This window comes from Micromonospora luteifusca, from assembly GCF_016907275.1.
In the GTDB taxonomy this organism is placed as follows: Bacteria; Actinomycetota; Actinomycetes; order Mycobacteriales; family Micromonosporaceae; genus Micromonospora; species Micromonospora luteifusca.
The window spans coordinates 5,533,828-5,547,454 of record NZ_JAFBBP010000001.1; the positions used below are offsets into that span (position 1 = coordinate 5,533,828).

11 protein-coding genes are annotated in these 13,627 nt (G+C 71.2%); 9 read left to right on the forward strand and 2 right to left on the reverse strand.

Annotation, left to right across the window (positions count from 1 at the left end):
- Positions 1-1,925: 1,925 nt before the first annotated feature.
- The 7 genes from JOD64_RS25310 (at position 1,926) to JOD64_RS25340 (ending at position 8,885) form a co-directional block, all read left to right on the forward strand.
- Positions 1,926-2,624 (forward strand): hypothetical protein, encoded by a 699-nt coding sequence (locus JOD64_RS25310; RefSeq protein WP_204946243.1) that lies wholly within the window; start codon positions 1,926-1,928, stop codon positions 2,622-2,624.
- A 149-nt stretch (positions 2,625-2,773) separates the two neighbouring features.
- On the forward strand, positions 2,774-3,238 hold the full coding sequence (locus tag JOD64_RS25315) for a DUF948 domain-containing protein (RefSeq protein WP_204944526.1): 465 nt from the start codon (positions 2,774-2,776) through the stop codon (positions 3,236-3,238).
- Positions 3,239-3,269: 31 nt separating this feature from the next.
- On the forward strand, positions 3,270-3,575 hold the full coding sequence (locus tag JOD64_RS25320; protein WP_204944527.1) for a hypothetical protein: 306 nt from the start codon (positions 3,270-3,272) through the stop codon (positions 3,573-3,575).
- Positions 3,572-6,250, forward strand: a complete 2,679-nt coding sequence (gene alaS, locus JOD64_RS25325; protein ID WP_204944528.1) for an alanine--tRNA ligase — start codon at positions 3,572-3,574, stop codon at positions 6,248-6,250. The genes JOD64_RS25320 and alaS overlap by 4 nt, the downstream gene beginning before the upstream one ends.
- A gap of 72 nt (positions 6,251-6,322) precedes the next feature.
- On the forward strand, positions 6,323-6,781 hold the full coding sequence (ruvX, locus tag JOD64_RS25330; RefSeq protein ID WP_204944529.1) for a Holliday junction resolvase RuvX: 459 nt from the start codon (positions 6,323-6,325) through the stop codon (positions 6,779-6,781).
- Positions 6,781-7,977, forward strand: coding sequence for an endolytic transglycosylase MltG (mltG, locus tag JOD64_RS25335; protein ID WP_204944530.1), 1,197 nt, complete (start codon positions 6,781-6,783; stop codon positions 7,975-7,977). The genes ruvX and mltG overlap by 1 nt, the downstream gene beginning before the upstream one ends.
- A 77-nt stretch (positions 7,978-8,054) precedes the next feature.
- Positions 8,055-8,885, forward strand: a complete 831-nt coding sequence (locus tag JOD64_RS25340; protein WP_204944531.1) for a shikimate dehydrogenase — start codon at positions 8,055-8,057, stop codon at positions 8,883-8,885.
- A gap of 11 nt (positions 8,886-8,896) precedes the next feature.
- Here the strand turns inward: JOD64_RS25340 and JOD64_RS25345 are convergent, their stop codons facing one another.
- Together JOD64_RS25345 and JOD64_RS25350 are read right to left on the reverse strand one after the other, a co-directional pair.
- The gene (locus JOD64_RS25345) at positions 8,897-9,595 is read right to left on the reverse strand and encodes a response regulator transcription factor (RefSeq protein WP_204944532.1); all 699 of its coding nucleotides are present in this window, start codon (positions 9,593-9,595) and stop codon (positions 8,897-8,899) included.
- Positions 9,592-10,824, reverse strand: coding sequence for a sensor histidine kinase (locus JOD64_RS25350; RefSeq protein WP_204944533.1), 1,233 nt, complete (start codon positions 10,822-10,824; stop codon positions 9,592-9,594). Before JOD64_RS25350 ends, JOD64_RS25345 begins: the two co-directional genes overlap by 4 nt.
- 201 nt (positions 10,825-11,025) lie before the next feature.
- On the opposite strand from JOD64_RS25350, the gene JOD64_RS25355 reads away from it, so the two are divergent.
- Together JOD64_RS25355 and JOD64_RS25360 are read left to right on the forward strand one after the other, a co-directional pair.
- On the forward strand, positions 11,026-11,448 hold the full coding sequence (locus JOD64_RS25355) for a DUF6220 domain-containing protein (protein ID WP_204944534.1): 423 nt from the start codon (positions 11,026-11,028) through the stop codon (positions 11,446-11,448).
- Entirely contained in the window at positions 11,445-13,442 is a 1,998-nt protein-coding gene (locus tag JOD64_RS25360) for a multicopper oxidase family protein (RefSeq protein WP_204944535.1), read from the forward strand. Before JOD64_RS25355 ends, JOD64_RS25360 begins: the two co-directional genes overlap by 4 nt.
- Positions 13,443-13,627: the final 185 nt, after the last annotated feature.

A 13,627-nucleotide genomic window follows, 5' to 3' on the forward strand; every position in this document is an offset into this window, starting at 1 on the left:
ACGCGGCGCCCGGCCCGGCCCGGCCCCGGGCGGCAACGGCTCCCCCCGGCCCACCGGTGGGCCCACCGACCTCGGACGCCCCGCCCGGCCGTCGGCCGGAGGCTGTCGTTCCGCCCGATCGTCGCCCAGATGCCGGTGTTCCGCCGGGTCGTCGTCCAGACGCTGCGGTTCCACCTGGCCGCCGGCCGGATGCGTCGGTGCCGCCGGGTCGTCGTCCGGAGGCCGCGGTTCCACCGGGTCGTCGGCCGGACGCCGCGGTTCCCGGGGGGAATCCCGACGCGATGCCGCCGCTGCGTCGTCCGGAGGCCGGTGCTCCGGGTCGCCGACCCGGCCCGGAGCCGACCGAGCCCGGTCGGCCACTGCCGCCCACCGACGGCACGCCAGGCGGTCGACGCGCCGCCGGACCGGCACCCGATCCGGCGCGGGCCGCCGGGTCAGCTGCCGCCGGCCCGGCCCGCTTCGACGGCGGGTCGGCGGGCGTCGTGCCGCCAGCCGCGGACGGCCTGCGGCCCGACCCCGCCATCGACCGTGACCCGCGTACCGCGCGGCGTCGCCCAGGCCCGGCCGACCCGGGGGCACCGGAGCCCACCGGCCGCCGTGGCGCCGAGCGCTCCCGTCCGGCCGCCGCCGGCCGCCGCCGGGCTGCGGAGCCCGACGAGCCCGCGGTTCCCCGCTCGGGTAACGCGCCGCCGGTGCCCGAGGCCTCCGGCGGTCACAGCGGCGCCACGCCCACCATCGGCCCGGCCGACGGCACCGGTCGCCGCCGGGCCGTCTCCGATGAGCCGGAGCGACGTACGCCGGCCGGCGGGGAGCCCCGGGTGGACCGTCCGGAGCGGCCCGCCGACTGGCTGCGCCAGGCCGGTCGCCTGCCGCACACCGACCCCGGCCTGCCGGTGGTCAACCGCCGAGGCGGCACCCCCCCGGCCGCGGGCACCGGGGACCTCGTTGACCACACGTCCGGTCGCCTCGGCGTGCCCGACCCGGCCGTGGAGCGCCCCGCCGGCAGCCGGCCCTCCGGCCCGCCGGCTGACCCGGGCGCGGACGCACCGACGGGTCGTCGTGTCGGCCGACCGGACGCGCCGGCAGCCACCGGCGAACAGGCTCTGCCCTATTCGCCGGCGTCCGGCGAACGCGCCACCCGTGGCCGGGGCGCTGCGGCGCCCGGCTCGGACCCGACCGGACGGCGCGGTCGTCCGGTGGCCGCGCCCGGCCCGGACGCAACCCCCGTGCCCGACCCGAACGGCCGACGACGTCGCCCGCCGGCCGAGGCGGGCCCGGACGGCCCGGTCGGCCCAGGTCGGCCCGGCCCCGCGGGCGACCACGGCGACGACGCCTACGCCGGTGGACGACCCGCGCCCGGCGCCGGTCCCGCCGCACCGGTGCGGGGCGCCGCCCGCTCCGCCCCGCCCGGCCGGGCCCGGCCCGTCCCGGGTGACGCACCGGTGCCCGGCGCCGAGCGCCGTGGCGCCGAAGGCCCGCCGCCCCGACCCGGCTCGGGTGCCGAGGCGGCCCCCCGGGACGCCGCCCGCCCGGACGGCCCGGCTCGTGCCGCGGTGCCCGGTGTGGATGGTCCGCCGCGTTCGCGTCCGGACGGTCCGGCTCGTGCCGCCGTCCGCCCACCGGGCGGTGCGCAGCCGCCCCTCGCCGACGATCGGCCACCTGGTGAGCCGGGCACCGGTCCCGGGTCCCCGGCACCGGCCCGTGGCGGTGCCGCGGTCGGTCGGCCCGCGCCGTCCGACCGTGCCGCGGGGCGTGCCCTGCCTCCGCACCGCGAGCCCGGCCGTCCCGAGCCGAGTGGCGTTGCCCCGGTGCCACCGCCCGCCCGCCCCGGCGAGCCGGTCGCTGTGGCCCGTGCTGCCGCAGTGGTGCCGTCACCCGCCGGGCCGCCGGACCGTCCGGCCCCGGAGCCGTCCGGCGGGACCGCGTTGCGCTCGGCCGGTCCGGACACGCCCGACGACGCCGCACCCGCACCGGAGGCCCGATCGGAGTTGCGCCGGCAGTCGCGTGAACGGCGTCGCCTGCGTGCGGCGGTGCTGGTGCTGGTCAGCGTCGTGCTGCTCGGTGCGGTGCCGCTGTTCTTCGGCATCCGGACGCTGAGCCGTGACCCGGTCTTCGACAACCTGGACCAGCTCAACGTGCCCGGCTGGGCCGCCGCGAAGACGGTCGACGATGTCAGCGGAAGCCGCTGGTGCCTGCTCGACTGCCGGCTGCGTGAACGCACCGTGACCTCGGAGAAGCCGCCGACGGACACGGCGCAGGTCTACGAGGACGCACTGCGCCAGGACGGCTGGCAGCCGTGGAAGGTGAGCCGCTGCCCGGAGCAGAAGACGAAGGGCAGTTACACCTGCTGGCGCCGCGACGAGTTGACCCTCGACCTGTGGGTACGCGAGCCGACCTGCGTACCGCCGCCGGTCGACGGTGAGCCGGCCGTCGTGCCGTCTCCGGACCCGTCGGCCGCTGCGACGGAGTGCACCGGCTCGTTGGTGTCGGTGAAGGTACGCAACGCGATCGACGACGAGAGGACCAGACCGCAGCCGTCCACCGACCCGTCACTGACCGGAGAGGATCCGTTCCCGACGGTCAGCGGGGATCCGCTGGGGGAGCTGACACCCTCACCGTCGTGAGCCGGGTTCCATCACGGACGGTAGGGTCTGGGGCTGGCGGGCACGCCCGCCACCGGTGACCGCCGACGGCATGGCGACCGGTACGGGTACCACGGTTGTGTGTTCCGGGGACGTCGGGTCCTGCGGAACTCTGCTTGAGGAGGACAGGCGTGGGCGACATTGGAGCGATCGCGGCGCTGGTCGCGGCGTGCGCGTTCGCGGTGCTGGTGCTCATCCTGACGTTGCCCATCCTGCGGCTGCGGCACACGGTTGACGCCACCACCCGGATGATCAACGACCTCAACGATCGGACGGGGCCCCTGCTCGGTGACGTGAACACCACGGTGAAGAACGTCAACACCGCGCTGGAGCAGGTGCAGACCTCGCTCGACGGCGTGAACCTCCAGCTGGCGAAGGTCGACACCATGACCAGCCACGCGCAGAACGTCACCGCCAACGTCGCCAACCTCGCCACCGTCGTCTCCGCAGCGGCCGCCAACCCGCTGGTCAAGGTGGCCGCTTTCGGTTACGGCGTGCGCAAGGCCGCCGCCGGCCGTCGGCACGCCGAGACCGAGCGCGAGGTGCGCGACACCATCAAGCAGCAGCGACGGGCCGCACGGCGCGGCAACAGCTGACACCGGCCGGGGCACCAGGAGGTAGCGAGACATGAGGCGTCTGTTCTGGCTCGGTATCGGGGTGGCCGTCGGTGTGGTCGTGGTCCGCAAGGCGACCCGGACCGCCCAGGCGTACACGCCGGCCGGCATCGCCAGCACGGTGACACAATCCGCTGGCGGGCTCGTCGAGTCGTTGCGTAGCTTCGTGGAGGACATCCGGGTAGGGATGGCCGAGCGCGAGCAGGAGATCCACCAGGCGTTCGCCCAGGGCGTGGCGTTCGACGATCAGTTCGCCGACCTGCGGGAAGACCCGCGGATCGGCGATCGAGACATATTTCCGGAGGAACACCAGCGATGAAGACGGCGGAGATCAAGCGGCGGTATCTCGCCCATTTCGAGGCGAATGGCCACGCTGTGGTGCCGTCCGCTCCGCTGCCCGCCATCAGCGACCCGAACCTGCTGTTCGTCAACGCCGGCATGGTGCAGTTCGTTCCGTACTTCCTGGGTCAGCAGACTGCCCCGTACCAGCGGGCGGTCAGCGTGCAGAAGTGCATCCGCACCCCGGACATCGACGAGGTCGGCAAGACCAGCCGGCACGGCACGTTCTTCCAGATGAACGGCAACTTCTCCTTCGGCGACTACTTCAAGGCCGGCGCGATCCCGCTCGCGTGGGAGTTGTCCACGAAGCCGATCGCCGAGGGTGGTTACGGTCTGGATCCGGAGCGGATCTGGCCGACGGTCTACCTCGACGACGACGAGGCGTACGAGATCTGGCGGTCGGTGGGCGTGCCGGCCGAGCGGATCGTCCGCCGGGGTAAGGCGGACAACTTCTGGTCGATGGGCATTCCCGGGCCGTGCGGCCCGTCGTCGGAGCTGTTCTACGACCGCGGCCCGGAGTACGGCCGCGAGGGCGGCCCGGCGGTCGACGAGGACCGGTACATGGAGTACTGGAACCTCGTCTTCATGCAGTTCGAGCGCGGTCCGGGCACGACCAAGGAGGACTACCCGATCCTGGGTGACCTGCCGGCGAAGAACATCGACACCGGCATGGGCCTGGAACGGATGGCCTCGATCCTGCAGGGTGTCGACAACCTCTACGAGATCGATGAGGTGCGGCCGATCCTGGCGCGGGCGGCCGAGCTGACCGGCAAGCGCTACGGCGCGCACTCCGGCCACGTGGCGAGTGAGTCGCACCCGGACGACGTGCGGCTGCGGGTGATCGCGGATCACGTGCGGACGGCGCTGATGCTGATCGGCGACGGTGTGACCCCGTCCAACGAGGGTCGCGGTTACGTGCTGCGGCGGATCATGCGTAGGGCGATCCGGTCGATCCGGCTGCTCGGCTGGCAGGACCGGGCGCTGCCCGAGCTGCTGCCGGTGGCCCGGGACTGCATGGCCCCGTCGTATCCGGAGCTGGCGACCGACTTCGACCGGATCGCGGATTACGCGTACGCGGAGGAGGAGGCGTTCCTGTCCACCCTGCGTGCGGGGACCACGATCCTGGACACCGCGATCGCCGAGACCCGTACCGCGGGTGGTTCCGCGTTGTCCGGGGCGAAGGCGTTTCAGCTGCACGACACGTACGGCTTCCCGATCGACCTGACCCTGGAGATCGCCGCGGAGCAGGGTCTCGCGGTCGACGACGAGGGTTTCCGGCGGCTGATGGCCGACCAGCGGACCCGGGCGAAGGCGGACGCGCAGGCCCGTAAGACGGGGCATGTCGACCTGTCGTCGTACCGGTCGGTGCTCGACTCGGGTGGTCCGGTGACGTTCACCGGTTACAGCGAGGTGGCCCGCGAGTCGACGGTGCGGGCGCTGCTCGGCGCCGACGGCCCGCGCCAGGCGGCGACCGAGGGCGACACCATCGAGTTGGTCCTCGACACGACCCCGTTCTACGCCGAGGGCGGTGGCCAGCAGCCCGACCAGGGCATGATCACCGTTGGTGGCGGGCAGGTCGAGGTGCTCGACGTGCAGCAGCCGGTGCCCGGTCTGATCGTGCACCGGGCCCGGGTGATCCGGGGCGAGGTGCGCGCCGGTGAGACGGGGTACGCCGAGATCGACACGACTCGGCGGCGGGCGATCTCCCGGTCGCACACGGCCACCCACCTGGTGCACCAGACCATGCGGAACTTCCTCGGTGAGTCGGCCACGCAGGCGGGTTCGCTGAACGCGCCTGGCCGGCTCCGGTTCGACTTCAACACCCCGACCGGTGTGTCGCCAACCGTCCTGCGGGATGTGGAGCAGCAGGTCAACGAGGTGCTCCTGGCCGACCTGGAGGTGCACGCCTTCATCACCTCGCTGGACGAGGCGCGGCGGATCGGGGCGATGGCGCTCTTCGGTGAGAAGTACGGCGAGGAGGTGCGGGTCGTCGAGGTGGGTGACTACGCCCGGGAGTTGTGCGGCGGCACGCACGTGGCCCGGTCGGCCCAGCTCGGCCTCGTGAAGATCCTCTCGGAGTCGTCGATCGGGTCCGGCGTCCGCCGGGTCGAGGCGCTGGTCGGCATGGATGCCTTCGGCTTCCTGGCCCGTGAGCACCTGCTGGTCTCCCGGCTGGCCGAGTTGTACCGGGTGCCCAACGATCAGGTCGCCGACCGGGTGGAGCAGACCGTCACCCAGCTCCGGGACGCGGAGAAGGAGTTGGAGAAGCTGCGCGCCCAGCTGGTGCTGGGTGGCGCGGCGGCGCTCGCGGCGCAGGCCAAGGACGTACGCGGGGTCGCGTACGTGGGCACCGAGGCGCCGGAGGGCGCGGCCGGCAACGACGTGCGGACGCTGGCCCAGGAGATTCGCGGCAAGATCGACCCGGCTCGGCCGGCGGTGGTCGCGGTGGCGGCCCGGTCGAACGGCAAGGCGTCCCTGGTGGTGGCGGTCAATGCGGCGGCGCGCGGTCAGGGCCTGGCCGCCTCGGATCTGGTGAAGGCGGCGTTCTCCGGGCGTGGTGGTGGCAGCCCCGACCTGGCCCAGGGTGGCGGCCTGCCCGCGGCCGAGGCACCGAACCTGCTGCTCACCGTCGAGAAGGCGATCACCGAGGCGTGATGGACGGTCACTGTCAGCCAGGGCGGACCGATTGGTCCGCCCTGGCGCGTTCAGCTTCGGTGGTGACCGTCGGTGGCTGAGTTGACGCGTGGTGTGCGGATCGGGGTGGATGTCGGTCAGGTTCGGGTGGGGATCTCCCGCTCGGACCCGGACGGGATCCTGGCTACGCCGCTGGTCACGCTGGCCCGGGATCTCACGGCGGAGCCGGACGTGGTGCCGAGCGACCTCGCCGAGCTGGCCGCGCTCGTCGCCGAGCATGAGGCCGTCGGGGTTGTCGTCGGCCTTCCGGTCAATCTCGCCGGCAAGCACGGTCCCGCAGCCATCCATGTGAAGGCGTACGCTGACCGACTGGTCGATGTGATAGCGCCCGTCCCGGTAACCCTCACTGACGAGAGGATGTCGACCGTGGTCGCTTCTCGTAGGCTTGCCGAGCGTGGCGTCCGAGGTAAACGTCAACGTGCGGTTGTCGATCAGGCAGCCGCAGTGGAGATCCTGCAGAGCTGGCTGGACGCGCAGCGGAGGCGGACGTAATGATCGACGATCTGGACCTTGGGTTTGACGAGCCGGAGCGGGGGGAGAAGGGCCGGCACCGGCGCAGCTTCCGCAAGCGCAACGGCGGGTCCGGTGGTGGCCGGGGCAAGACATTCCTGGCCCTGCTGATGGCCCTGGTCCTGTTGGGCGGCATCGGCGGCGGCGCGTTCTACGGCTTCGACCGCATCCAGAACTACTTCGTCACCCCCGACTACGACGGCGACGGGTCCGGCGAGATCACCGTCGAGATCAAGAGCGGTGCGCTGCTGGCCGACATGGCCGACGCCCTGGTGACGGCCGATGTGGTCAAGAGTCAGAAGGCGTTCATCGAGGCGGCTGAGGCCAACTCGCGCAGCAAGAACATCCAGCCGGGCACGTACAAGCTGCGTAAGCAGATGAGTGGCGCGAGCGCCGTCTCCGCGATGCTCGACCTGAAGAACAAGATCGTCAACGGGCTGACGATCCCCGAGGGTCGCACCAGCATGAACGTCTACAAGCTGCTCTCCGAGAAGACCAAGATCCCGGTCAAGAACTTCCAGGCCGCGGCGAAGGACCCGGAGGCGCTCGGCGTCCCGGACTGGTGGTTCACCCGCGGCGACGGCAAGAAGGTCGTCAAGTCCATCGAGGGTTTCCTCTATCCGGACACGTACGAGATCCCGCCGAAGGCCACCGCGGAGAGCATTCTCAAGCTGATGGTGAACCGCTTCCTCTCGGTGACCGGGGAGATGAAGTTCGCCGACCGGGTGCAGAAGGAACGGGGCGGTGTCAGCCCGTACGAGGCGTTGATCGTCGCCTCGCTGGCGCAGGCCGAGGCGGGCAACGCCGACGACCTGGGCAAGGTCGCCCGGGTGGCCTACAACCGGGCGTACGGCGAATTCCCCTGCAACTGCCTGGAGATGGACGTCACGGTCAACTACTACCTGGAGTCGGTCGGCAGGCCGACCAAGTCCTCCAAGCAGATGACCGAGTCCGAGCTGAACGACCCGAAGAACCCGTACAACCGCAAGCTGCGGGGAATGATCCCCACGCCGATCAACAGCCCCGGCAAGCAGGCGCTGGAAGGGGCGATGGCCCCGCCGCCCGGCAAGTGGCTCTTCTTCGTGGCGATCGACAAGCAGGGCCACTCGGAGTTCGCCGAGACGCCTGAGCAGCACGAGCGGAACAAGGACAAGGCCCGGGAGGCCGGCATCATCTGAGGGCGTGCTGAGCAGGTCGGTCCGACAGATGTGAGAGAGCGGGGAAGTGATGCCGAGCGTGGCGAGGGCAGCCGGCGGTGACCGTGTCGACCCGTAGGGCCGCGGTGCTGGGTAAGCCGATCGCGCACTCCCTCTCCCCGGTGATCCACAACGCCGGGTATGCCGCCGCCGGGCTGACCGGCTGGTCGTACACCCGGATCGAGTGCGCGGCCGCGGAGCTGCCGGATCTGGTCGCCGGCCTGGGCCCGGAGTGGGCCGGTCTGTCGGTGACCATGCCGGGCAAGGAGGCGGCGCTCGCCGTGGCCGACGCCGCGTCGCCGGTCGCCGTCGCCGTTGGCGCGGCCAACACGTTGGTACGCCGTCCCGACGGCTCCTGGTACGCGGACAACACCGACGTCGCCGGCATGGTGCGGGTGCTGACCGATGCCGGGGTGGTGGCCGGCGCTGCCGTGACGGTGCTCGGCGCGGGCGGCACGGCCCGCGCCGCGCTCGCCGCCGCCGCGCAGTTGGCCTGCTCGTCGGTGACGGTGGTGGCCCGCCGTGCGGCGGCGGTCGACGAGCTGCGGCCGGTGGCGGGCGCCCTCGGTGTCGCGCTGACCTCCGCCGGCTGGGCCGACGCGCACCGGCACCTGTCCGCCGCCGAGGTGGCTGTCTCCACCGTGCCCAAGGGGGTCGCCGACCCGTTGGCCACCGAGGTGGCCTGGCGACCGGGCGCGGTGTTCTTCGACGCGCTCTACGACCCGTGGCCCACCCCGTTGGCCGCGTGCGCCGTCGCGGCCGGCCTGCGTGTGGTGTCCGGCCTGGACCTGCTGCTGGCCCAGGCGGTAGGGCAGTTCGAGCAGTTCACCGGCGTGACCGCGCCGAGGTCGGCGATGGCCGCCGCGCTGGCGGCGGCGCGGGCCGGCTGACGCACCGCCTCTCACGCGTCGGGGCTGACCAGTCCTGTTTGGTAGGCGATGACAACCAGTTGCGCTCGGTCACGGGCGCCCAGTTTCGCCATCGCGTGGCTGACGTGGGTGCGCGCGGTCGCCGGGCTGAGGAACAGCTCAGCACCGATCTCGTCGTTGTTCAGGCCCCGCCCCACCAGGGCGAGCACCTCTCGCTCGCGCTCGGTGAGCACGGCGAGCCGGTCCTCCGCAGCACTGGCTGCCGTTCGTCGCGCTGTGAACTGGCTGATGAGTCGTCTGGTGATCCGCGGCGCGAGCAGGGCTTCTCCTGCGGCGACCACCCGGATGGCATGCAGGAGCTCGGCCGGTCCGGCGTCCTTGAGCAGAAAGCCGCTGGCACCGGCTTGCAGAGCTTCGAAAACGTAAGCGTCGGTGTCGTAGGTGGTGAGGATGAGGACTCGGACGCGCTCCAGCCCGCGCAGCTGGGTGATCTGGGCTGTGGCCTGGATTCCGTCCAGCTTCGGCATGCGGATGTCCATGAGGACGACGTCCGGGCGGGCGGTGCGGGCACCCTCGACGGCTTCGGCGCCGTTGGTCGCTTCTCCGACCACGGTGATGTTGTCTTCGACGTCGAGCAGCAACTTGAACCCGGATCGCACAAGCCTCTCGTCGTCGGCGAGCAGCACCCTGATCGTCGCCGCGGTCGACGGTGGAACATAGGCCGTGTTCATAGCCGCGACCCGGTCGGTGCGAGGGGAAGCCGGGCCCTGACCTCGAAACCTCCGTACGGCGTCGGCTTGGCGTCGAGTTCGCCGCCGAGCAGTTGACAGCGCTCGCGCATGCCAACGATCCCGCGGCGAGGCTTGGCCGACGTGTCCGTATCGATGTCGGTCGGTCGATCCGCGAAGTCGTCACCGGAGACGGTGCGGCGGCCCTCGTCGGTCACGCAGATCTCCAGGACGTCGATCCCCGAGGTCAGTGCGACCGTCACCCGGGTTGGGCCGACGTGACGGATCACATTGGTGATCGCCTCCTGCAGGATGCGGTAGGCGGCGCTTCCGACCGCGCCTGGCAACGGCGTCGCGGGCGAAGTCGCCTCAAGCGTGACGTCCAGTCCGGCGTCGCGTGCCTTGGCGGTGAGTTCGTCGATCTGTTCCAGGCCAGGTTGCGGCACGCGACCGCCGCTGTCGTCGCGGAGCACGCCGAGGATGGCTCGCATCTCCCGCAGCGCCTGGGCGCTGGTCTGCTCGATGGCCTGCAACGCTTCGCGTGCCTGTTCCGGTCTCTTGTCCAGCACGTGCGCGGTGACCCCGGACTGCACGTTGATGATTGCGATGGCGTGCGCGACAGTGTCGTGGACCTCGCGCGCGATCCGGAGCCGTTCGGCGTCGACCCGCGCTCGCGCTTCCTCCTCGCGGGTCCGTTCTGCCAGTTCTGCACGCGCCTGAGCTTCGGCTGCGATGACGTGCCGGGACCGGACGGACTCGCCGAGGGCTGCGCTCATGACCGACGCGCCGATGCGGAAGAACACCCAGCCGATGGCGGCGCGTGGCTCGATGTCGGCCGCTGCGATCAGCCAGCCGGTGGCGAGTACCGCGGTGCCCACACCAGCGATCATCAATGACCGGCGCCCGTCACCGTAGGCGGCGAGGGTGTAGAGGGCGACGAATAGCCCGAGCCAGCCGGGGCCGTCCGGGAAGTCGAGACCGTAGTACACCAGGCTGGCGAGTGCGGCGGTGACGAACGCCGCAACCGGCCACCGGCGGCGGACGGCCACGACCAGGCCACTCACCGCCAGCAGCGCGTACCCGAGGTTTCCGAGATCGGCGAGCGGGCGCTGTGCCCCCTCTGCGGCAACGCGGACGACCGTGCCCTGCACCTGCATCGCGGTGATGAAGAACGCGAGCACCACGTCCTGCGCTACCACAGGCAGGCGGAGCGACCTGACGCGGTGTTTCATGCCGTGACCCTACCGTTCTCACCCACGGCCAACGCTCTGCCCAGATGCGCGACCGCCTACGACGGCAGGCGTAGCGAGGCACGAACCATCCGCGCCCAATCGCGTAGACGCTGCCGTCCGCTGCCGGGCGCGGTGGTCGCCGCACCGGCGCGACGATCTTGTCTATGAACGGTCACCTTCACTTACCTTTAGGAGTGCGCCGTGCGTAAAGCTTTTGCGGGCCTGGCGGCCCTGCTGATGCTGGCCGTCGTCGCACAGTTCTTCCTGGCTGCTAGCGGCGCGTTCGACACCGCACCCAACGACGAGTCGTTCCAGCCGCACCGCATGCTGGGCGGCGGAATCGTTCTGCTCTCGGTCCTCGTGACCATCGCCGCCGCGACAGCTCGGATGCCCGGGCGGCTCATCGGGCTGAGCGGCCTGGTCGCCGGACTCGCGGTTGTCCAGTTCCTGATCAAGGCGGTCGCCACAGCGTTCGACGGCACCGGCGGCAGCACGACCGCCGGCCAGCTCGTCTTCGGTCTGCACGCGGTCAACGGTCTCGCTATCGTGGCAGTGGCCGGGAGGATCGTTCGCCAGGCCGGACAGCTGTCCAGGTCGGCCGCACCCGCGCGACAGGTGCCATGACCACCGCGCTGTGGATCATCGTGGACCACGCTGTGGCGCTGTTGAGCGTTGCCACGTGGTTCGCGGCCGGCGTCACCCTGGCGCTCCGGCGCACCCGGCTGGCGCTCGCCCTCCTCGTCGCGGCGGTGCTCGTGACGCTTGTCCGGGTGGTCACCGTGGCGATGCTGGCAGGCCGGGGCTGGTGGTTCGTACAGGAGAAGGTGCTCCTGGGGCTGCCGATGCTCGGGGCTGCCGGGGCCGTCGCCGCGTTGCTCGCCGGCCGGCAACTGCTCTCGGCGAGGCGGGGGCAGGGCGACGGTTGGTCGGCAGGTGGCGTGGTCTCGGTGCTCACTGCGGGTTACGCGGCACTGGCCGGTCTTGTGGTGACCTTCCTGGTCGGATACCCGCTCACCTTGAGCACTGTCTTGATCACGATCTCGGTCGTGGGCACCGCCGCGTTGCTGACCGCGCGAGTGGTCGCGCCTCCCGGAGAGAACACCGCTGACGCGGGCGTCGCGCAGGCGTCTGAGGGTCGACGCCCGATGTCGCGCCGCCGGTTCATCGGCTGGACCGGTGGCGCGGTCGTGGTGACCGCAGCCGGTGCCGGCAGTGGTATGTCTTTCCTCCCTGCCGACTCAGCGACCATGGGAGGCGGTCCTGGACGCTCATCGCGCGTGCCCGTGTCGGTGGCCGACCTTCGGGGCTCCGGCCCACCGGCACCGGGTGGCACCGTGCGGCGGTACGTGCTCACCGCGAAGAAGGCCACCGTACGGCTTCCGTCCGGACGGGAGATCGATGCGTGGACCTACAACGGCCAGGTCCCGGGTCCGGCGATCACCGCGACGCAGGGTGACCTGATCGAAGTGCGGCTGTGCAACGCCGACATCGACGGCGGCGTGACCCTGCACTGGCACGGCTATGACGTACCGTGCGGGGAGGACGGCGCGCCGGGTGTGACCCAGTTGACGGTGAGACCCGGTGCGGACTTTCTCTACCGATTCCGCGCCGACCAAGTGGGCACCTACTGGTACCACACCCATCACGCGTCCCACGTCGGCGTACGCAAAGGTCTGTACGGAACTCTCGTCGTGAAACCGCGCGACGGACAGCGAGCAGACGAGTACACGGCGGCGGACCAGGTGGACCTGACCCTGCCCGTGCACACGTTCGGCGGCACCGTCGTGATCGCCGACAGGGACGGCCAAACCGAACACCCCGCACCACCCGCTACACCCGTGCGGCTGCGATTGATCAACACCGACTCGGAGCCGCACCGGATCGTCCTCGCCGGAACCCGGTTCCAGTTGGCGGCCGTCGACGGCCGGGACCTCAACCAGCCCGGCGAGGTCAGCGACGTCGGACTGCACCTGCCCGCAGGCGGGCGGTACGACCTGGTGTTCCTCATGCCGGACACGTCCGTGGCCCTCGCTGTCGACGACGATCGTGACGGCGGACTGCGCCTGCGCCCGCATGGCGATGCCCCCGGTGAAACGCGCATCGAGGACACGTCCGGTTTGCCGGAGCTCGACTTGCTGCGGTACGGCGCTCCGGTCGCCGTGCCCTTCGACACCCGCAACGCAGACCGGCACTTCACCATGGTCCTCGATCGCGGAGTGGCCATGGTCGACGGCCGACCGGCGTATGCGCACACCATCAACGGCCGAGGCCACCCGTCCATCCCGGACCAGATCGTTGCCAACGGCGACCTCGTCCGGTTCACCGTCGTCAACCGCAGTCCGGAAACGCACCCCTGGCACCTGCACGGCCATTCCTTGCTGATCCTGTCCAGGGACGGGAAGCCGTCCATCGGTAGTCCGGTGTGGATGGACACGTTCGATGTTCGGCCAGGCGAGAAATGGGAGGTCGCGTTCCGCGCTACGAATCCCGGAATCTGGATGAACCATTGCCACAATCTGCCCCACGCGCATCAGGGCATGATGCTGCGACTCCACTACGACGGTGTCACGACGCCATTCGGTGGTCCGCGCGGCGGAAGCCCGGACCATGACCACTGATCTGGCCCGCGACGCGCACCGGTGGGCTGGGCGCGAAACGCACCGAGGGACAGGGCGCCTCTGCTGACGCGCATTTTCGGTGCCGAAATGAACCCCGATGACATGAGAACGGAAATAGATGGTGCGCGGCGAACGGTAGTGATGCCGGCTGCACGATCGAGTGCGACGCTCAACCACTTGAGGAG

What these genes read in the sequence shown, in the direction of transcription:
- JOD64_RS25320 (WP_204944527.1), top strand. Translation starts at nt 3,270, where the DNA reads ATGAGGCGTCTGTTCTGGCTCGGTATCGGGGTGGCCGTCGGTGTGGTC.
- alaS (WP_204944528.1), top strand. Translation starts at nt 3,572, where the DNA reads ATGAAGACGGCGGAGATCAAGCGGCGGTATCTCGCCCATTTCGAGGCG.
- mltG (WP_204944530.1), top strand. Translation starts at nt 6,781, where the DNA reads ATGATCGACGATCTGGACCTTGGGTTTGACGAGCCGGAGCGGGGGGAG.
- JOD64_RS25345 (WP_204944532.1), bottom strand. Translation starts at nt 9,595, where the DNA reads ATGAACACGGCCTATGTTCCACCGTCGACCGCGGCGACGATCAGGGTG.
- JOD64_RS25350 (WP_204944533.1), bottom strand. Translation starts at nt 10,824, where the DNA reads ATGAAACACCGCGTCAGGTCGCTCCGCCTGCCTGTGGTAGCGCAGGAC.
- JOD64_RS25360 (WP_204944535.1), top strand. Translation starts at nt 11,445, where the DNA reads ATGACCACCGCGCTGTGGATCATCGTGGACCACGCTGTGGCGCTGTTG.